The 20,197-nt window shown below is 50.0% G+C and carries 21 protein-coding genes; 18 read left to right on the top strand and 3 right to left on the bottom strand.

From position 1 onward, the window contains the following. Positions 1–179 precede the first annotated feature (179 nt). From DWZ76_RS06040 to DWZ76_RS05985, 12 genes are all read left to right on the top strand, one after another. Complete coding sequence (locus DWZ76_RS06040; protein WP_022359328.1) at positions 180–857, top strand: response regulator transcription factor; 678 nt, start codon at positions 180–182, stop codon at positions 855–857. After that, complete coding sequence (locus DWZ76_RS06035) at positions 854–2,611, top strand: HAMP domain-containing sensor histidine kinase (RefSeq protein WP_118472169.1); 1,758 nt, start codon at positions 854–856, stop codon at positions 2,609–2,611. Before DWZ76_RS06040 ends, DWZ76_RS06035 begins: the two co-directional genes overlap by 4 nt. A gap of 384 nt (positions 2,612–2,995) precedes the next feature. Next, the gene (locus tag DWZ76_RS06030) at positions 2,996–3,715 is read left to right on the top strand and encodes a C40 family peptidase (protein WP_022359330.1); all 720 of its coding nucleotides are present in this window, start codon (positions 2,996–2,998) and stop codon (positions 3,713–3,715) included. Positions 3,716–3,979: 264 nt separating this feature from the next. Next, positions 3,980–4,180 (top strand): hypothetical protein, encoded by a 201-nt coding sequence (locus tag DWZ76_RS06025; RefSeq protein ID WP_107000506.1) that lies wholly within the window; start codon positions 3,980–3,982, stop codon positions 4,178–4,180. A gap of 226 nt (positions 4,181–4,406) precedes the next feature. Then, a complete protein-coding gene (locus tag DWZ76_RS06020; protein WP_117796172.1) occupies positions 4,407–4,727 on the top strand; it encodes a rhodanese-like domain-containing protein in 321 nt (106 codons plus the stop codon). Positions 4,728–5,000: 273 nt separating this feature from the next. Beyond that, positions 5,001–6,167 carry a class I SAM-dependent RNA methyltransferase gene (locus tag DWZ76_RS06015; RefSeq protein ID WP_107000505.1) on the top strand — a complete coding sequence of 389 codons (1,167 nt, stop codon included), beginning with the start codon at positions 5,001–5,003 and terminating at the stop codon, positions 6,165–6,167. Further along, the gene (locus tag DWZ76_RS06010) at positions 6,157–7,866 is read left to right on the top strand and encodes a lectin like domain-containing protein (protein ID WP_118472168.1); all 1,710 of its coding nucleotides are present in this window, start codon (positions 6,157–6,159) and stop codon (positions 7,864–7,866) included. The genes DWZ76_RS06015 and DWZ76_RS06010 overlap by 11 nt, the downstream gene beginning before the upstream one ends. Before the next feature lie 115 nt (positions 7,867–7,981). Continuing rightward, entirely contained in the window at positions 7,982–8,581 is a 600-nt protein-coding gene (gene rdgB / locus DWZ76_RS06005) for an RdgB/HAM1 family non-canonical purine NTP pyrophosphatase (protein ID WP_118472167.1), read from the top strand. Further along, the gene (locus DWZ76_RS06000) at positions 8,581–9,078 is read left to right on the top strand and encodes a metallophosphoesterase (protein WP_107000502.1); all 498 of its coding nucleotides are present in this window, start codon (positions 8,581–8,583) and stop codon (positions 9,076–9,078) included. The genes rdgB and DWZ76_RS06000 overlap by 1 nt, the downstream gene beginning before the upstream one ends. A 125-nt stretch (positions 9,079–9,203) precedes the next feature. Further along, the gene (locus DWZ76_RS05995) at positions 9,204–9,833 is read left to right on the top strand and encodes a DUF3877 family protein (RefSeq protein ID WP_181986221.1); all 630 of its coding nucleotides are present in this window, start codon (positions 9,204–9,206) and stop codon (positions 9,831–9,833) included. A 16-nt stretch (positions 9,834–9,849) separates the two neighbouring features. Then, positions 9,850–10,710 (top strand): SseB family protein, encoded by an 861-nt coding sequence (locus DWZ76_RS05990; RefSeq protein WP_022359338.1) that lies wholly within the window; start codon positions 9,850–9,852, stop codon positions 10,708–10,710. Between the two features lie 15 nt (positions 10,711–10,725). Then, a complete protein-coding gene (locus DWZ76_RS05985) occupies positions 10,726–11,721 on the top strand; it encodes an aldo/keto reductase (RefSeq protein ID WP_107000500.1) in 996 nt (331 codons plus the stop codon). A 69-nt stretch (positions 11,722–11,790) separates the two neighbouring features. Here the strand turns inward: DWZ76_RS05985 and DWZ76_RS05980 are convergent, their stop codons facing one another. Together DWZ76_RS05980 and DWZ76_RS05975 are read right to left on the bottom strand one after the other, a co-directional pair. Then, positions 11,791–12,135 (bottom strand): NusG domain II-containing protein, encoded by a 345-nt coding sequence (locus tag DWZ76_RS05980; RefSeq protein WP_181357182.1) that lies wholly within the window; start codon positions 12,133–12,135, stop codon positions 11,791–11,793. Next, on the bottom strand, positions 12,116–13,153 hold the full coding sequence (locus DWZ76_RS05975) for an FAD:protein FMN transferase (RefSeq protein ID WP_118472166.1): 1,038 nt from the start codon (positions 13,151–13,153) through the stop codon (positions 12,116–12,118). The genes DWZ76_RS05980 and DWZ76_RS05975 overlap by 20 nt, the downstream gene beginning before the upstream one ends. A 283-nt stretch (positions 13,154–13,436) precedes the next feature. Between DWZ76_RS05975 and DWZ76_RS05970 the strand changes: the two genes are divergently transcribed. The 3 genes from DWZ76_RS05970 (at position 13,437) to DWZ76_RS05960 (ending at position 16,654) form a co-directional block, all read left to right on the top strand. Further along, complete coding sequence (locus DWZ76_RS05970) at positions 13,437–13,970, top strand: Gx transporter family protein (RefSeq protein WP_118472165.1); 534 nt, start codon at positions 13,437–13,439, stop codon at positions 13,968–13,970. Positions 13,971–14,283: 313 nt separating this feature from the next. Next, on the top strand, positions 14,284–15,789 hold the full coding sequence (galT, locus tag DWZ76_RS05965) for a UDP-glucose--hexose-1-phosphate uridylyltransferase (protein ID WP_118472164.1): 1,506 nt from the start codon (positions 14,284–14,286) through the stop codon (positions 15,787–15,789). A 10-nt stretch (positions 15,790–15,799) separates the two neighbouring features. Next, entirely contained in the window at positions 15,800–16,654 is an 855-nt protein-coding gene (locus DWZ76_RS05960) for a RelA/SpoT domain-containing protein (RefSeq protein ID WP_265104151.1), read from the top strand. A 106-nt stretch (positions 16,655–16,760) separates the two neighbouring features. Here DWZ76_RS05960 and DWZ76_RS05955 read toward each other — a convergent pair whose 3' ends face one another. Beyond that, complete coding sequence (locus DWZ76_RS05955; RefSeq protein WP_118472163.1) at positions 16,761–17,783, bottom strand: PTS sugar transporter subunit IIC; 1,023 nt, start codon at positions 17,781–17,783, stop codon at positions 16,761–16,763. A gap of 236 nt (positions 17,784–18,019) precedes the next feature. Between DWZ76_RS05955 and DWZ76_RS05950 the strand changes: the two genes are divergently transcribed. The 3 genes from DWZ76_RS05950 to DWZ76_RS05940 all read left to right on the top strand — a co-directional run bounded on the left by DWZ76_RS05950 (position 18,020) and on the right by DWZ76_RS05940 (position 20,170). Continuing rightward, the gene (locus DWZ76_RS05950) at positions 18,020–18,490 is read left to right on the top strand and encodes a hypothetical protein (protein WP_118293476.1); all 471 of its coding nucleotides are present in this window, start codon (positions 18,020–18,022) and stop codon (positions 18,488–18,490) included. A gap of 166 nt (positions 18,491–18,656) precedes the next feature. After that, complete coding sequence (gene metF / locus DWZ76_RS05945; RefSeq protein WP_118472162.1) at positions 18,657–19,517, top strand: methylenetetrahydrofolate reductase [NAD(P)H]; 861 nt, start codon at positions 18,657–18,659, stop codon at positions 19,515–19,517. Next, positions 19,517–20,170 carry a vitamin B12 dependent-methionine synthase activation domain-containing protein gene (locus tag DWZ76_RS05940; RefSeq protein ID WP_118472161.1) on the top strand — a complete coding sequence of 218 codons (654 nt, stop codon included), beginning with the start codon at positions 19,517–19,519 and terminating at the stop codon, positions 20,168–20,170. The genes metF and DWZ76_RS05940 overlap by 1 nt, the downstream gene beginning before the upstream one ends. The last annotated feature ends 27 nt before the right edge of the window (positions 20,171–20,197 follow it).

Here is a 20,197-nt window from a genome sequence, read left to right as displayed (position 1 = left end):
GATGGAAAAGGACTCTCTTTTCTATATGTGGCAGAAACTATGAATCTTTTGTGAACCTATGGAATCTCCCACCCGAATCTGCTAAAATACAGACAGATTGAGAATGTAATCAGGATATGACAGCGTGGAAAAAGGTTCTGTCATACACGGCAGAGTAAAATAAATGAGGTGAAGATTTTATGGATAAGATTAAAATACTGGTCGTGGACGATGAGGCGAGGATGCGGAAGCTGGTGAAGGACTTCCTTTCGATTAAAGGGTATCAGGTGCTGGAAGCCGGGGACGGCGAGGAGGCGGTGGATCTGTTTTTCCAGCAGAAGGACATTGCGCTGATTCTTCTGGATGTGATGATGCCGAAGATGGACGGCTGGGAGGTTGTGAAGACGATCCGCAAGTATTCGCAGGTGCCGATCATCATGCTGACGGCGAGAGGCGAGGAGAGCGACGAGCTGCAGGGCTTTAATCTGGGCGTGGATGAGTATATTTCCAAACCGTTCAGTCCGAAGATCCTGGTCGCACGTGTGGAGGCGATCCTGCGCCGCAGCAACGGCGGCAGCCAGGATGTGATCGATGTGGGCGGCATCCACATTGATAAGACGGCACATCAGGTCAGCGTGGATGGAAAACCGGTGGATTTAAGCTACAAGGAATTTGAGCTGATGACGTATTTTGCAGAGAATCAGGGAATTGCGCTTTCGAGAGAAAAAATTCTGAATAATGTATGGAATTATGATTATTTCGGCGATGCGCGGACGATCGATACGCATGTGAAGAAGCTTCGGAGTAAGCTGGGCGAGAAAGGCGAGTACATCAAGACGATCTGGGGCATGGGCTACAAATTTGAGGTAAGCGAATGAAACGTTCGGTCCGATGGAAATTTACAATCATATTTGCCGGGTTGATGACGGTTGCAATCGCGCTTATCTGGTGTATCAATAACTGGTTTCTGTCCGGATATTACCAGAATTATAAGATTCATACGCTGGAAAAGGGATATCGGGCGATTGACGCGATTATCCAGGATGAGGTCCGGAATGGCGAGAGTTCGCTGGAGGACGCACAGGCGGAGCTGAATTCGGGTTGGAAAGAGTACCAGAAGTCGAAAGATGGAAGTTCTGATATGGACAGTGCGGATGGCGGTTCGGCTCAGTCTGGTAAAAATGGAACCGGTGATAGGGCTGGCGATGAGACACAGGATGCGTTGGGTGAATATGCGGAAGGTGACACGGTGGTGCTGGAGGATGACTCGGAGGATGCATCGGCGGATGAACTGGATGGGGAGGAAGCTTCGAGCGGCGGTGTCCGGCTGGCAAATGTGATCCGCGAGCTGCGTGACCGGTCGAATATTTCCCTGCTTTTATATGACAGCGAGAGTGACCAGACACTCGTCTCCTCGGCGCGGGATGTGGAAGTCATGCGTGACCGGGTGCGGCGCTATATCGTCGGTCATGCGGGGGCGAAGCGGGATGTATTGCGGGAATATGACAACTACATGATTCAGAAGACGTTTGACCCGCTCAGCAAGACGTTTTATCTGGAAAGCTGGGGATTTTTCTCGGATAATGCGACCATTTTCATCATGACGATGCCGATGGAGAGCATCCATGAGAGCGCGGCTATCTCAAACCGGTTTCTGATGTTTGTTGGAATCGTGGTAATTCTGGCGGGAAGTATTCTGATTTATTTTATTACCCGGCACATTACGATGCCGATCAAACGGCTGTCGGAGCTGTCGGAAAAGATGTCGAACCTGGATTTTGATGCCCGCTATGAGACAAGCCGCCGCTCGACGGAGGAAATTGATACGCTTGGAAACAGCATGAATGTGCTTTCGGAGCGCCTCAAGACAACGATCGGGGAACTGAAAGAGGCGAATGCACAGCTTAAAAAGGATATTGACGAGAAAGTGCAGATCGATGAGATGCGGAAGGAGTTCATTGCGAATGTGTCGCATGAGTTAAAGACGCCGATCGCGCTGATTCAGGGCTATGCGGAAGGACTCGTCGAGGGCATGGCGGAGGACAAGGAGAACCGCGATTATTACTGCGGCGTTATCATGGACGAGGCTGGGAAAATGAATCGGATGGTGCGCCAGCTTCTGACCTTGACGGCGCTGGAATTTGGGGGAGAACGGCTGTCTGTGGAGCGGTTTGACCTGACGGAGCTGATTGCCAGTGTGATTTCTTCTTCCGGTGTGCTGCTTAAGCAGAATGAGCTGACTGTGGATTTTGACGGGAAGGAACCAGTCTACGTCATGGGCGATGAATTTAAAATAGAGGAAGTCATCACCAATTACCTGACGAACGCGATTCATCATGTGGGTGGCAGGGAGAAGAAGATTCAGATTCGGATTGACCACCGGCGCGATGGAAAAGAGGTTTGCGTGGAAGTATTTAACACGGGAAATCCGATCCCGGACGAAGCGCTTCCGAACCTTTGGACGAAGTTTTACAAGGTAGATAAAGCGAGAACGCGGGAATATGGCGGCAGCGGCATCGGGCTTTCGATCGTCAAGGCGATCATGGAGATGCACCATAAGGCGTGCGGTGTGAAGAACCATGAGAACGGTGTGGAGTTCTGGTTTACGCTGGACACGGCTGGTGAAAAATGAAAATAAAATTTTGCCAGAGACAGAATCTTAGAATTATGAAATATGTTTCAGAATCGTGATTTGCATTATATATGAGATGATATAAAAAACACTTGAAAATACAGGGAATTTCGGCAGCCTGGGGCAAAAATATTTTGTCCCAATATGGTTGAAATTCCCTGTATTTTTGCGTTTTTTTGTCCGAAATTAAAATCTTAAATAAATATAAAAGATCCGTCATTTCCTTGACAACGAAAAGAAAAGAAAATATAATAATAACGTAACAAGATTTAATAATTATGTAACATTTCGACCGATAGATAGCACCACAGCGATTGGGACTCGATTCTTTTGTTTCAGCAATATCTGCGGGAATCACAAAATCTAATTAAGGAGTTTTGAAGCATGAATTTAAATAGAACAAAGAAACTTTTCAGTATGGTATGCGTGTGCTCAATGCTGACCATTGGCAGCGCGCAGGCAGCTTTTGCGGGGCCGTCTACAGGTTATGAGAGCGACATGGTGGCAACCGTGGCAGCAGACCTTTCGATCTATGCGGATGAGGATGAAAACTCAGAAGTAGTAGCGATGGCTGAAAAGGGCGAGTCCTATGACGTAGTTGGAAAGGCAGATGACAGCTGGATCAAGGTAGCGGCCGGTGAGATGGAAGGCTATTTGAAGGTTCAGAGTAGCGTTATGCTCAGCAAGGCAGAGGAAGCAGCTGCAGTCGCAGATGCATTTGTCGCAGAGCAGAGCAATCTCTCGACCAGAGAGCAGTTAGTCAATTATGCACTGCAGTTTGTAGGTGGACGTTATAAATTTGGCGGCAGCGACCCGCACACAGGGGTTGACTGTTCTGGTTTTACGAAATATGTGATGCAGCACGGTGCCGGTGTGAGCCTGAACCGTTCTTCAACTTCCCAGTCCAAGCAGGGTACAGCAATCAGCGCTGACCAGATGCAGCCGGGCGACCTGATTTTCTACGGAAGCGGAAGAGGTATCAACCATGTAGCGATGTATATCGGCGACGGCAAAGTGGTACATGCTTCAACTGAAAGAACCGGCATCAAGACTTCCCCATGGAACTACCGCACACCGGTTAAGATTGTGAACGTGCTGGGTTAAGAATGAATTTACGAAACATCTGCATTGAACCTTTTCATGAAAAAAGGGTTGGATGCAGATGTTTTTTGATTTCATAGGAAATTGCGTCCGATGAAACAAAAAAATATTACTGGCATAAAAAGTAAGAATTACCCTGCATACTTTCGCAGTAAAATTCCATACTAAGACCTGTAACAAGAAAGTGACGGTTAAGCGGCTGTTCACAGGAAGCCGGAACCGACACGTAGAAAACCTGACAGGGCAGGAATTTAGGAGGAATGACTTATGTCAAGCAAAAACAGTTACAGCAACTATGATAACAGTGCCGAGAAAAACAGCACCAAAAATGCATCCAAGAACAGCTCTAATTATGGTTCCAACCAGAGCCAGAACCGCATGCAGAACCAGAGCCAGAACCGTTCCAGAAATAGCTCTAAAAACCAGTATCAGGACAAGACAGAGGATGATTACAGCGATTGTGACTGATGAGACAGGCAGATAAGAGAAAAAATAGTGAATGCCGGGAATGCGGAATATCCACCGTTTCCCGGCATTTGTTCGTCTTTTGTACTTTCGTGCCAATGGAAGAGGCTGCCGCATCTCCTCTGACACCTGTCCGCCGGACAAAGCATATATTAATATTACATAGAGGTAAAAAAGAAATCGGGTTCTGTCAGAAACCGTTTTTGTATAAAATGAGGAGGGATGACGGATGTATCAGACCATACCGGTGCGGTATCTGGACGCGTGGCTGGAGCAAGGGTACACGGGACGGCTGATTGACCTTCGGACGCCGGAAGAATATAATGTGTCTCACCTCTGCGAGGCGGAAAATATTCCATTTTTATGGCTTCAGGATAACCGGCAGACACTTACAGGTGAACGTCCGCTTCTGTTTTACTGTGCGCGGGGGAGTGAAAGCCTTCTGGTGTGCGGCTGGTATGACCGGATGGGATATGAGGTTTATAATCTGGGCGGCGGTTACCGCTTTTATCAGGGGAAGTATCAGTGCAGTGTTATTGTACACGGGTAGGCACTTTTGGAACCGAAAGTGCCGTAAGAAAACGTGGTGGCAGCAGGAATTTGCCGTATTTAAATGCGAAGCCACGGCAAATTCCGTTACTGGGCACGTATGCGTGAACAGTATCAGTGCAGCCTGAGATAGACACTTTTGCCGCGGCTTTTCATTGACAGATGCAGACCAGTCAACTAGAATAAAAATGGTGAAGACTGTAATGAAAATAAAAGGATTCTTTGCATGAAATGATTTGGCAATGAATCCACAGAGAGATAAGAGGAAAAAAGATTGGAACGATATGAACTGATTGCTCCCTGTCATTTTGGACTGGAAGCAGTGTTAAAAAAAGAGGTAGTGGATCTGGGCTATGAGGTTACCGAGGTGGAAAATGGTCGCGTAACCTTTATCGGCGATGCGGAGGCGATCTGCCGTGCGAATATTTTTCTGCGGACGGCGGAGCGCGTCCTTTTAAAAGTGGGAAGCTTCAAGGCAGTGACCTTTGACGAGCTGTTTGAGGCGACCCGTGCGATTCCGTGGGAGAAATATCTTCCGAAGGACGGTAAATGCTGGGTTAAAAAGGCGTCGTCTATTTCGAGTAAGCTGTTCAGCCCGTCAGATATCCAGAGAATTATGAAAAAGGCGATTGCCCGTCATATGCAGGAATATTACGATCTGGACCGGATGCCGGAGACGGGCAATGAATATCCGCTGCGCGTCTTTTTCTATAAGGATCAGGTGACAGTCGGTATCGATACGAGCGGCGAGTCGCTGCACAAGCGCGGTTACCGTCAGATGACGAGTAAGGCGCCGATCACGGAAACACTGGCAGCGGCGCTGATTCTTCTGACTCCGTGGAAAGCGGACCGGATTCTGGTCGATCCGTTCTGCGGAAGCGGTACTTTCCCAATCGAGGCGGCGATGATCGCGGCAAATATGGCACCGGGCATGAACCGTTCCTTCCTGTCGGAGAGCTGGACAAACCTGATTCCGAAGAAATGCTGGTACGACGCGATCGATGAAGCGACCGAGATGGTGGATGATACCGTAAAGGTAGACATTCAGGGCTACGATATTGACGGAGAGGTAATCAAGGCGGCGCGGGAAAATGCGGAGAGAGCCGGAGTGGATCACATGATTCATTTCCAGGAGCGCCCGGTGGCGCAGCTGAGCCATCCGAAGAAATATGGCTTTATTATCACAAACCCGCCTTACGGCGAGCGTATCGAGGAGAAAAAGAACCTTCCAGCGCTCTATAAGACGATCGGTGAACGGTTTAAGGCGCTGGATTCCTGGTCGATGTACCTGATTACCGCGTATGAGGACGCAGAGCGCTATATTGGCAGGAAAGCGGACAAGAACCGGAAAATCTACAATGGTATGATGAAGACGTATTATTATCAGTTTATGGGTCCGAAGCCGCCGAGAAGAAAAACGGGGGATCAGGTTGAAGCGTAATGTTTTCTATGGGGCGCTTCTGGTGCTTCTGCTGGGATTTCTGGTACGCGAGAACCGTCTGATTCATATTCCGAAGCAGGTGGAAAAGACGGAGGAGAGCGCCGAGTGGCAGCCGGAGTGGTATGAGCAGATGGCCGAGGAGATTAATGACAGCCCGATCACGCTGGAAGTCGATGGAACAATGGTCGATCCGCAGCTTGGAAGCTTGAGAATGTCGCAGGACGGGCAGTTTATGATACCGTATGGGATGCTGCCGGACGCGCTTTCCTGTGCGGCGCTTCTCTACGATGGAAACCGGCTTGTGATGGAGCGCGGCAATACTCATGCGGAGATGACGGTCGGAAGCCCGGAACTTTTGCTTGGGGAGGAGAGCCAGACGATTGCAGCAGCCCCAGAGTGGGAAAATGGAATCCTGTATGTGCCGCTTGAGGCGGTGACGGAGGTATTTTCCTATGAAGAAAATTGGGATGCAGAGAACCGGAAAATGGAACTGACTGGGTCAGAGGATCCAGCCACGTTTTTGCCGGAATCCTATGATTACCGGAAGGCTGGCCGGGCACCGGCGGTTAAAAACCAGGGGAGTCTCGGAACGTGCTGGGCGTTTGCATCGGTGATGGCGCTGGAAAGTCGTGTCCGGCCGGAGTGGAATGTCAGCTTTTCGGAGGATCATATGTCCCTCCGGAACAGCTTCCATTTTTCACAGAATGCCGGGGGCGAGTATACGATGTCGATGGCGTATCTGCTGGCGTGGCAGGGACCGGTGCTGGAAGAAGAGGATCCATACGGCGACGGCTATTCGCCTGACGGTTTAAGCCCTGCTTGTCATGTGCAGGAGATACAGGTGTTGCCGGAGAAGGATTATGAGGCGGTTAAACGGGCGGTTTATCTGTACGGAGGCGTTCAGAGCTCCCTGTATACGGCGATGGTCAGTGACCGCGACGATACGCATTATTACCGGAAAGAGACAGGGGCGTACTGGTATAATGGCGATGAGAAGCCCAATCATGACGTTGTGATCATCGGCTGGGATGACCACTATTCGAGAGACAATTTTAACCAGCCGCCGGAGGGGGATGGCGCGTTTATCTGCGCCAACAGCTGGGGCGGCGAATTTGGGGACGATGGGTATTTTTACGTGTCCTACTATGATACAAATATTGGGATCCACAACATTCTCTATTCCGGAATCGAGTCGGCAGATAATTACGACCACATTTACCAGACAGATCTGTGCGGCTGGGTCGGGCAGCTCGGTTACGGAAAAGAATCGGCATTTTTTGCCAATATTTATACGGCAGAGGAGAAAGAAGAGCTGGAGGCAGTCGGCTTCTATGCAACCGGGGAAAATACATCGTATCAGGTATATACCGTGACGGACGCCGAGGGCAGCTCCCAGTTCGGGCGGCGCAGAAAGGTGGCTTCCGGGGAGGTTGCGAACGCCGGATATTATACGGTTTTGCTGGATAAGACGGTGACGCTGGAGGCAGGCGAACGGTTTGCCGTGATTGTCGAGATCACGACGCCGGGAGCGATTCATCCGGTGGCGATCGAGTACAGTTCGCCGGATAAGGGACTGACGGTCGATTTAAGCGACGGTGAAGGCTATATCAGTTACCGCGGTTCCTCCTGGGAGCGCGTGGAGACGGAGCAAAACTGCAATGTGTGTTTGAAAGCGTATACGAGGAATGTGGATTCCTAGAATTGATTGCTGGTACGGATGTGAAGGTATGGCGGAAGCTGTTTTTGAAGAACGGTGATTCGGAATGTCGGGATATGAAAAGCCATGCTGTTTGAGGATAAAGGAGCGAGGAAAAGTGAGCGAGAAAATTATATTTGCGACGGGAAATGCGGGAAAGCTGAAAGAGATCCGTGAGATTTTAAAGGATTTAAACCGTGAGATTGTTACGATGCGCGAGGCTGGATTTGAAGGCGAGATCGAGGAAAATGGAACCACCTTCCGCGAGAATGCAGAGATCAAGGCGAAGGCAGTCTGGGAGAAGACGGGCGGCATTGTGCTGGCAGATGATTCTGGACTGGTGATAGATTATTTAAACGGCGAGCCGGGCGTTTATTCAGCGCGGTATTTAGGGGACACACCGTATGAGGAAAAGAACCAGATTTTGATTGAGCGCGTGAAGGATGCAAAAGGAAAAGAGCGGAGCGCCCGTTTTATGTGCAATATCGCGGCAGTGCTGCCGGATGGCAGAGTGCTTCACACAGAAGCGGCGATGGAGGGCGAGATTGCAAAGGAAGCGGCTGGAAATGGCGGATTTGGATATGATCCGATTCTCTGGCTGCCGGAGTACGGCAAAACGTCAGCAGAGCTCACGATGGAGGAGAAAAACCGTATCAGCCACCGGGGCAAGGCGCTGGAGCGGATGAAGGATGCGCTGAAGGAGGCGCTTGGCGAGTGATGAAAAAAATATTAATTACAAGCGACACCCACCGTCGGGATGGTAATCTGCTGGAAGTCATCCAGAATGAAGCACCGTTTGACATGTTCATTCATCTGGGTGACGCCGAGGGAAGTGAGGACATGATTACGTCGTGGTGTAAGGAGCAGAACCCGGACTGCGAGGTCTATATGGTGCTGGGAAATAATGATTTTTTCTCCCATCTGGACCGCGAGAAGGAGATTTCGATTGGAAAATACCGCGCATTTCTGACCCACGGTCATTTTTATAGCGTATCGGTTGGGACGGAGCGCCTGATCGATGAGGCACAGGATCGCGGCGTGCAGATTGCGATGTTTGGACATACCCACAAGCCGTATCTGGAGCGGCGCGGGGATCTGACTGTGTTGAATCCGGGCAGTCTTTCGTTTCCGCGCCAGGAGGGCAGACGCCCGAGCTACATGCTCATGGATCTGGATGACGAGGGCGAGGCGCATTTTACGACCTGCTATTTGTAGAGGTCTGTTACTGGGCACATATGCGTGTCACTGTTCACGTATACGTGCCCAATAACTATGAAACCGAAAAAGCAAATATCCGCATATTGACGCATTTTCGGTAAATTGTTATAATGAGAGAGATTGTGAAAAAGGTACTTATCAATGATTCAATCGACCCAATAAAGATGCCGGGGACGGAGGTTTCGTTTCCGAGGCAGGAGTATGACATGAGACTGGAAGCTTTAATTCAAAATATGACGGATCAGATCAAAGAGGCGCAGCTAAAACTTGGTTATGCCAGGGAGACGATGCGCCTTTATTATCCGCTTTCTTCCCTGAATGCGATGCTGGAGATACAGGAGACGGATATCCGGGAGCTGGCGAAGAAGATACGGCATGAGCTGGAGGCGAAGAAGGAGAAAATGGGAGATACCCAGATTCGGATCCACGCCGATCGGATCGTCTTTACGATCCCGCCGGATTTTGTGGAGTATGTCCATGAGCAGGTTCCGGAACCGCCGTTTTTAAAAGAGCTGATCCAGTTGTTTCGGGAAAAGCACGCCTGCACAAAGGAAGAGATTACCGCTGTGTTTGAAAAATTCGGCGCGTATGAGTGCCGGCAGATGCCGGATGGCATGGATTTTGATTATGTCATTTATTTTACAGACAGCAGCATTGATGCATATGATTACTGTATCCGTGAGGAGATGGGGCACACGATTTACCACCGATTTGCACGGGCTGATTTTGAGGCATTGATGACGATTCAATAAAAAGGAGATTAGACGGATGGAAAACGAGACAAAGCAGACAAATACGAATGAACAGGAGCCGGATATCTTCGCACAGAAGTTAAGAGAGGCAGATTCCTTATATGCCATTCTTTCCGGATGTACGAAAGAGCCGTATGTATACTGTGATCCGGAAACAATGGATGATGCCATCCTGCTGTTTACGGACGAAGAGGGCGCAAAGGCAGGCGCACAGAAGCTGGCAGAGCAGCAGATTCCGGTAGGAATCGCGAAGGTGGACAGAAAGAGCCTTCTGCTTTTCTATACCAGCCTTTACACGATGGGTGTCAATGCTATCCAGGTACACGTGGGCGAGGAGCAGAAGATGATTCAGCTGACCGAGTTTGTAAGACGCAAAGACCCGGAGGAGAGCAAGAATGGAAAAGTCTGGGTGGAGAACCCGGAGCTGCACCTGACGATGCTTTACTATATGCAGGATCTGCGCCGTCAGCCAAATCAGGAGATTACGCCGGAATTAAACGATTTACAGGAGGAGATCGGCGCGCACTTCACGAAGGGCCGCTATATCGTGCCGCTTCCAGAGGAAGGAAATGGCATTCCGCTGGTTAAATTAAAGAGCGGAGATATTTTCCAGCCGATCTTTACGGATGTGATCGAGTTCCAGCGCTTCAACCGTGAGAAGAAATTCCGCCCGGTTGTCGTAGATGCGCTCAAGCTGGCTCAGGTACTCCCGGAGGAGGCAAAGGGCATCGTTCTCAATCCGCTGGGCGTTAATATGCCGCTGACCGTACAGAAAGTAAAGAAGCAGCCGGAAGCACCGGTCCAGAAGCCGGTATCCGTAGAGGCACAGATCGACGCAGCTATCCGCGAGGTTCAGGCAGAGGCTGGACGGGAGTAGGAAAGGAAAGAGTATATGTATCAGGCAGCAGACGCAAGATATGATGGAATGACCTACAACCGCTGCGGCAGCAGCGGACTCAGGCTTCCGGCAGTTTCGCTGGGATTCTGGCATAATTTTGGCAGCACCGGCGTCTATGAGACAATGCGGAAGCTGTGTTTTACCGCTTTTGACAATGGCGTCACGCACTTTGACCTTGCCAACAATTATGGACCGGAGCCGGGAAGTGCTGAGGAAAATCTGGGACGGATTGTAAAGGAAAATTTCATGCCATATCGAGACGAGCTGATCATCAGCACGAAAGCCGGATACGAGATGTGGAACGGCCCTTATGGAAACTGGGGCAGCCGCAAATACCTGCTCGCAAGCCTCGATCAGAGCCTTACACGCCTGGGACTTCCGTATGTAGACATTTTCTATCATCACCGGATGGACCCGGAGACGCCGCTTGAGGAGACGATGGGAGCACTCGATCAGGCAGTTAAGAGCGGGAAAGCTCTCTATGCAGGACTTTCCAACTACAATGGACAAAAAATGCAGGAAGCCGCTGCGATCCTGCGTGATCTGAAATGCCCGTTCGTCATCAATCAGAACCGCTACAGCATCTTTGACCGCACGATCGAAAACAACGGCTTAAAAGAAGCTGCTGTCAAAGAAAAGAAAGGTCTGATTGCATTCAGCCCGCTTGCACAGGGAACCTTAACCGACCGTTATCTGTACGGCATCCCAGCCGACAGCCGCGTCATGACCGACGGCAGATTTCTCAAAAAAGACCAGCTCACCGAAGAAAAAATCAGCCAGATCCGCGCCCTCAACGAGATGGCCGGACAGAGAGGCGAAAAACTCTCCCAGATGGCGCTCAAATGGGTCATGAAGGATCCTGTGGTAACCAGCGTTCTCATCGGTGCGTCCAAACCGGAGCAGATATTAGATAATCTGAAAATGTTGGATGGGGCACCGTTGAGCGAGGAAGAGCTGCTTAAAATCGATCAAATTTGTGGAATAAAATAAACAGAAAACGCCCAGCGGCGCAATTATGCGTACCCGCTGGGCGTTTCCGTCCGTGTTGGCAAACCATATCTATTTAACCGCCACAACCACCCTATTCGGCAGGCAAACCAGCGATTCCCCACTCTCTGAAACGGTTCCCTGCTTCACACAGAGCTTGTCCGGGCAGTCTGCCTCTTCGATCCGGGCACATCCATCTTGAATCACCAGATGATTTTGTCCCCCCTGATACCCGTCGATCCAGGTGTCTATCTCCTCATCCAGCCGGTAGGTGGCGACGGTTGTTCCATTGACACTGACATCGACGGTAAAAGCATCCTTCTGGCGCTGCAAGCGCACAACCAGAAAACCGATGAGTATGACGGCAAGAAGAACCAGAATCAAAACAAAATCATTTCTATTTTTCTTTGATTTCATCAATAAATGCCTCCGCTCCATCCGAGTAAATCAGTTTATAATCATCCGTGATAAAATAAGCATAAATGCCATCCATTGAATTGATGAGTTCCAGGCCCTTATCCAGGCCCTTATCCAGTCCCATTGAGAAACAGGTCGTGCTGAGTACATCGCCATCCACCGAACGCGGGGAGACGATCGTCACGGAAACCAGTCCGTTCTGGTACGGATAGCCTGTTTTCGGGTTTAACAGGTGATGGTAATTGACACCGTTTTTCTCAAAATGGCGCTCATAGACGCCGGAGGAGACAACGGACATGTCATCAATATTCAGATCGGCAAAAACCGTTGCATAGTCGGCAAACGGTTTCTGCAGCCCGATGCGGAACGGCTGGTGGTTTGTGCGCTCACCGACACAGAGTACGTTGCCGCCCAGGTTGATGATGGCGCTTTCGACGCCGGATTCGGTCAGATAGTCTTTCATGCGGTCGGCAATGTAGCCCTTGGCGATGGAGCCGAGGTCAATCGTCGTGTCCGGGGAGAGGAAGGTTAAAGTATTTCCGTCAAGTTTCACATTTTTCCAGTTGACGCGTTCTGCCGCCGCTGTTATGTCATCCTCCGCCGGGATCACGTGCTCGTCGCTGGTAAAATTCCAGAGAGAGCTGAGCGGCTCGATCGTCAGGTCGTAGGCACCATCGGAAACCTCACTGTAATGCAGTCCTTCAGAAATCATCGCCGCCATATCATCGGAGACGGTAAAAGTCGTTTCGTCGGCGCTGCGGTGGTTTAACTTGTAAAGCTCGCTGCCCTCGATCGTCTTGCTGAAACGGTTTTCGTACTCCTGGCACATGTCCACACAGTGGTCAAGGATCGCTTCATCCTGCGAATCATAGAGTGTGATGTTGACAAATGTATTCAGCAGAAACGCGGAACGGCTGATCGGCTCCCGGCGGGATTTGCTGAAAAGAAGCGCCGCGCCGCAACCTAAAAATACAACGGCAAAAAGTGTCAGAAGCGCGGATAAATCTTTTTTTTTCATAAAGAGCTCCATTCTTAAAAATATCGAAAATTCGGTTTGAAACTATGGTTGCAAAAATGTCTGCAACTACTCTAACAAAGGTTGATAGGAAAGTCAAGATTACTGCCCAGAAACCAAACGCAGCGGCAAAATCGTTACTGGGCACGGGTAGGCACTTTTGGAACCGAAAGTGCCAATTCCGTTACTGGGCACGTATGCGTGAACAGTAACAAATCGGAGTTACGCGCTTTACAAAACTAAAAATTTTTACTAATATATAGAGAGGCATACAGAGGAGGAAGAAATGCAGAAAAAAGGACGAGTGGGCACATCCAGAGCCGGAAAAATCGCTTTATATGGAATGATGACAGCACTGGCATTTCTGCTGAGCTATGTCGAGACCCTGATACCGATCAACCTGGGCGTTCCGGGGGTCAAGCTGGGACTGGCGAATCTGGCGTCGATCGTGAGTCTGTATCTGCTGGGATCCGGTGCGGCAGCGGCGATTGCATTGGTGCGTATCGTGCTGGTAGGATTTACGTTTGGAAACCTGTCGATGATGCTGTATAGTCTGGCAGGTGCTGCGGTCAGCCTTCTTCTGATGGTGGTGTTCCGCCGGTTGGACTGGTTCGGCGTGACCGGTGTCAGCATCCTGGGTGGTGCGGGACACAACATCGGGCAGCTTATCGTGGCGGCGCTGGTGGTGGAAAATGCGAGTCTGTTCTACTATCTTCCGGTGCTTCTGGCAGCCGGAACGGCAGCGGGGGCGCTGATTGGGCTTCTCGGAGGAATCCTGGTAAATCGCTTAAAATGTCTGGATTTGACAAAATTTATGTAAATGGAAGCCACAAGAGTAAGAGGATGTACAGTGACTGTTCATATGCAGGCATTTTTGGAACCGAAAATGCCATGAGATAAGGTGGCGCAGTGGTAGATGGGCAGATAAAGTGTTACTGTTCACAGGTAGGCACTTTTGGAACCGAAAGTGCCGTAAGAAAACGTGGTGGCAGCAGGAATTTGCCGTATTTAAATGCGAAGCCACGGCAAATTCCGTTACTGGGCACGTATGCGTGAACAGTAACGATAAAGTTATAATGATAAAAGGATAAGAATGAAACAGCAAGGTTGTTTTTCAGTCAGGAGGATAGGGTATGGCAGTATATGAAGAAATCAGAAATTTAGTACAGTACGGAGTCAATACGGGGCTTCTTCAGGAGTCGGATCGCATTTACGCGACGAACCAGATTCTCGAGGTCCTGGGACTGGATGAATATGAAGAACCGCAGGGCGCATGCAGGGAGATTTCACTGGAAGAGACGTTGGATGCCCTGCTTGATTATGCACATGAGACGGGCGTTTTGAAGGAGGACGGCGTGGTGTACCGCGATCTGTTCGACACGAAGCTGATGAACTGCCTGATGCCGCGCCCGAGCGAGGTGATTGGACATTTCTGGAAATTGTATGAGGAATCGCCGGAGGCGGCAACCAATTATTATTACAAATTGAGCCAGGATTCCAATTACATCCGCCGTTACCGTGTTTCCAAGGATATGAAATGGAAAACGGATACAAAATACGGGGAGCTGGACATCACGGTTAATTTATCCAAGCCGGAGAAAGATCCGAAGGCAATCGCGGCAGCCAAACTGGCAAAGCAGAGCGGTTATCCGAAATGTCTCTTATGCAAGGAAAATGAAGGCTATGCCGGACGTGTCAACCATCCGGCGCGCAATAACCACCGTATTATCCCGATCACGGTCAATGACAGCCAGTGGGGCTTTCAGTATTCGCCGTATGTGTATTACAATGAGCACTGCATCGTGTTCAACGGTGTGCACACGCCGATGAAGATCGAACGGGCAACGTTTGTCAAATTGTTTGATTTTGTGAAATTGTTCCCGCACTATTTCCTGGGGTCCAATGCGGATCTGCCGATCGTCGGCGGTTCGATTTTAAGTCACGACCATTTTCAGGGCGGACATTACACGTTTGCGATGGCAAAAGCGCCGATTGAACAGAAATTTGAGATGGAAGGCTTCGAGGATGTGGAAGCCGGAATCGTTAAATGGCCGATGTCAGTTCTGCGGACCCGTTCCAAGAATCCAGACCGCCTGATTGATCTGGGTGAAAAAGTGCTGCGTGCATGGCGCAGCTATACGGATGAGGATGCTTTTATTTATGCTGAGACGGACGGAGAACCGCACAACACGATCACGCCGATTGCCAGAAAAAATGGCGATTTCTATGAGCTAGATCTGGTGCTCCGCAATAACATCACGACGGATGAGTATCCGCTTGGTGTTTACCATCCGCACGCGAAGCTGCATCACATCAAGAAAGAAAATATCGGTCTGATTGAGGTCATGGGTCTGGCGGTGCTCCCGTCCAGATTGAAACAGGAGCTTGCCGATCTGGCGGAGGCGATCCTTTCCGGAGGCGATATCCGTTCCAATCCAGAGCTTGAAAAGCATGCGGACTGGGTGGATGAGTTCCTGCCGAAGTATGAGCATATAACAAGTGAAAATATAAACGAAATCCTGCAAAAAGAGGTAGGTCTTGTCTTTGAGCAGGTACTGGAAGACGCGGGCGTATATAAGTGTACGCCGGAAGGCAGGGAGGCATTTGCCCGGTTCCTGCGCTCAGTGGGCTTCCGATAAAGAGGAGATAATGGAGAGAGATTTATTTTTAAGAAAATATCGGATCGAACAGGAAGACTTTGACGCGGCGGGCGTTTCCTGGGAGGAATTGACTGCGATCGCGGATCATTATGCGACGATCGAGGGAAAGCTGCGGGAGATTGGCAAGGATTTTGTAGATAAGTATCTGTATGATATTGAAAAAGCGGGGATCCATTCCTACCGTTACCGTACCAAGGCACCGGGGCATCTGCTGGAGAAGATTATCCGCAAGAAAAAAGAGCAGCCGGAGAAATTTGCCCAGCTGGGAGTTGATAATTACTGGAAATACGTGACGGACCTTATCGGTATCCGTGTATTCTTCCTGTACCGTGAGGATTGGCGTCATTTCCATGAATACATCACATCGGCGTTTGAAAATGCCCCGGAGCAGTATGTAAAAGACCGTGAGCGCGATTTTGACAATGATGAGACACACTGCTATATTGCAGAGCGTCCGAAGGTATACCGCCGAAACGGGGACAGCCGGATCTACGATGAAAATGTGATCGAAATCAAGTCAGGCGGTATCTACCGTTCCCTTCACTACATCATCAAATACCGCGGTTACTACGTCGAGATTCAGGCGAGAACGCTGTTCGAGGAGGGATGGAGTGAGGTTGACCACGACATTGTTTATCCGTACCACAAGGACGACGTGATGCTGCGCGATTTCTCACGCCTGTTAAACCGGCTCTCCGGCATGGCGGATGAAATGAGCTCGTATTTCCGCCGGATGAAGGTGGAGAAGGAGTTTGAAGAGGTCCTGCTCGGAGAATATAAGGAAGACAAAGAGGCGAAGCTACTCGCAAGTATGCGGGAGCTGCTGGGGAAAGAAGAACGATAAGGAGTAGGGAAAAGATAACTGGATCAAAAAAACGGGCATTGGAATGCTTGCTATCCACACAGTGGTGGATGAATAGCATTTCAATGCCTGTTTTATGGAGCTATAATTATAGATCCAGCTTCAAATCGCCTTCCTTGATCCATCCGGCTTTCCGGCAAAGTGCGCCGAAGAACAGGGTCAAAACAGCCGGAAGCACGAAGCAGATGAGCAGGATGCCCGGCCACATCATCGAATTTCCACTTCCCTGCATGGCGGTGTAGATGCCGATCGGTCCGACGAGACCGCAGGTTCCCATGCCGGAACCGGCTGGAATATTTTCCAGATGGAAGACCATCGTGGAGAGCGGACCGGTGACCATCGAGGCGAGTGTCGGTGGAATCCAGATTTTCGGGTTCCGGACGATATTTCCCATCTGGAGCATCGAGGTTCCGAGTCCCTGTGCCAGAAGACCACCCCATTTATTTTCACAGAAGCTTAAAACGGCAAATCCGACCATCTGCGCGCAGCAGCCTGCGGTGGCGGCACCGCCTGCCAGACCGTCGAGGCTTAACATGATGCAGATTGCCGCACTGCTGATCGGAAGCGTCAGGGCGATGCCGATCAGGGCAGAAACCAGAATACCCATGAAAAGCGGCTGCATGACGGTCGCTGTCTTCACCAGATTTCCGAAAGCGGTCATGAATGCGGAGACGCCCGGACCGACAAACTGTGCGGCCAGGATGCCGGAGATGATGGTGACACCCGGGGTGACGAGAATATCAACCGGTGTCTCTTTGGAGACGATTTTTCCAAGCTCGGCTGCGATGATGGTGGCAACGAGCGCGCCGACCGGACCGCCGAGTTCATTGCCCGCGATGCCGACGGTAGCGGCGGAGAAAAGGACGAGCGTCGGTGCCTTTAAGGCGTAGGCAATCGAGACGCCGAGCGCTGCACCGGTCGCGCTCTTGGCGTAGCCTGCGATCGTGGTAAAAATTACAACGCCTGTCTTCTCCCCCAGTGTGCCGAAGATGGTACCGATCAGAAGAGAAGCAAACAGACCAAATGCCATCGCGCCCAGCGCATCGATGAGATACGTCTGAACGGAGATGATAACCTGCTTCCGTTTCAGAAAAGCTTTCACACGTTCCATATTGATAGAACCTCCCAGAGTAAAATAATTGTGAACGGAATGAATCGTTTCGGCCATTCCGGTCAAATAAATGGCTTACACCTGTCTTGACAGGTGTAATGGACGTTTGTATTTTAACACGAAATGGAGAAAATACAAGAGAAAATATAGAAAAAAGTAAAAAAGTTATGATACAATAAAAAATAATTGACGAGGTGTTTTCGAAAAAGTATGTTCGATTCGAGGGGAGGTATTTCATGCAGAGACGAATTTGTCCGATTTGCGACCATCCGATCAAGTATGGTCATTATTGTTCTTTTTGTAAACAGTGGATCCGGAATCCTAACTATGTCAATGCAACTTATTATCTGAATGAGCGTCACCCGGCGCATGAGACGGACTGTGAGTATCACAATGCGGGATCTGCCTCGTGGGAAACGAGTGCAAGGGCAGGAACAGATGCCATCCGCACGCTTGCGGACCGGGCGAAGGCATATTCCCAGACGCAGAAAGCAGCAGGCGCAGGCAGACAGGCATCCGTCCGGACACAGAACCAGAACAGTATGTCGTATCAGACAACGCAGAGACGAAGTGCGGTGCAGCAAGGAAAAAATCAGAAAAAGAAGGGGAAAATGAGCCTTGTGCTGGTGATTTTGCTGATTTTGTTTGCTTTGTCTGGAATTAATTATCTGTATCGTATGTTTATGTATTTTATTTGGTTCCTATAGATTTTGCCTATGGCAAGACATAGAAAATCAATCCAGAAGATAGCTGTCGGAAGTCTGGCGTTCATTGGGGAAATATGGTATACTGAGCAAAAATCATATAGAATACATAGGCAATAGAGGTCCGGGGCAGAACCGGACGAAATGATGAGAACAGGAGATAAATACGATGAAGATTAAGGATATTTTAGCCAAAGGACAGCCGACGCTTTCGTTTGAAGTGTTCCCGCCGAAGGAGGAGAGCAACTTCGCTTCCGTTGAGAAAGCGGCGCTTGAGATTGCAAAGTTAAATCCGTCATTTATGAGCGTGACCTACGGAGCAGGCGGCGGCACAAGCCAGTATACGGTCCAGATCGCATCGGATATCCAGAGCACCTGCCAGGTGCCGACGCTGTCACATCTGACCTGCGTCTCCTCGACTCGTGAGAAGGTGCACAGTGTCCTGCGCGAGATTCAGGCACACGGAATTGAGAATGTCCTGGCACTTCGCGGCGATATTCCGAAAGACGGCAAGGTAGAAAAAGATTATCAGTATGCATCCCAGCTGATCCGCGAGATCCGTGAGACCTGCCCGGCTCTGTGCATCGGCGCAGCCTGCTATCCGGAGGGACATGTGGAATCTGTCAACAAGACAGTGGATATCGATCATCTGAAAGAAAAAGCGGAAGCGGGCTGTGATTTTGTGACGACCCAGATGTTCTTTGATAATAATATCCTTTATAATTACCTGTACCGTATCCGAGAAAAAGGAATCACGGTTCCGGTTGTCGCAGGCATCATGCCGGTGACAAACATAAGTCAGATTAAGCGCATCTGCAGCATGTCCGGCACCTACCTTCCGGCACGCTTCAAGGCGATCGTAGATCGTTTTGGTGATAACCCGGCAGCGATGAAGCAGGCAGGTATCGCCTATGCAACTGAGCAGATCATCGATCTGATTGCGAACCATGTAAATGGAATCCATGTATATTCAATGAATAAACCGGATGTAGCGGCGCAGATTAAGAACAACCTGTCGGAGATTCTGTAATGGCGGAAGTCAATCGGAGAGAAATATATCGGTATTTAGGAATTAAAGGGCAGCAGGAGCCGGATCCGCAGACGAAAGATCTGGTGGAGGACTGTCTGGGAGAATTAGAGCGGTCCGTCAACTGCCGGAGCTTTTTCAGACGCTATCCGCTGACGCTGCTGCCAGATTCAGAACTTGATTTTACGTGTTTTAAAGTAAAAAGCCGGGCGCTCAGCCGCAATTTAAAGGACTGCCAGGAGGTCATCCTTTTTGCGGCGACGCTGGGGGCTGGTGTGGATCTGCTTCTGCGCCGATACAGCCGTCTTTCGATGAGCCGGGCGGTTGTCCTGCAGGCGTGCGCGGCGGCACGGATTGAGAGTTACTGCAATGAAATCAATGACAAATTAAAAGCGGAGGCAGCAGAAGAAGGACTCTATCTGCGTCCCCGCTTTTCGCCAGGTTATGGAGATCTGCCGCTTTCGTGCCAGCCGGATTTCTGCCGGGTACTGGAAGCGGAAAAGACGGTGGGGATTACATTGACGGAAAGTTTTTTGATGATGCCGTCCAAGTCGGTGACGGCGGTCATCGGAGTATCGAAGATAGCGGCGGGCTGTGTGAAAGAGGGCTGTGAGGTCTGTTCAAACAAAAACTGCCTGTACCGGAGAGATAAATAAGTAAGAAACAAAAAACAGAGAGGAAGC

Source organism: Clostridium sp. AF35-15 (assembly GCF_003477745.1).
GTDB classification, from domain to species: domain Bacteria; phylum Bacillota; class Clostridia; order Lachnospirales; family Lachnospiraceae; genus Otoolea; species Otoolea fessa.
The sequence above is the reverse complement of the archived record's forward strand: the minus strand, read 5'-3'. Positions and strand labels throughout refer to the sequence as shown.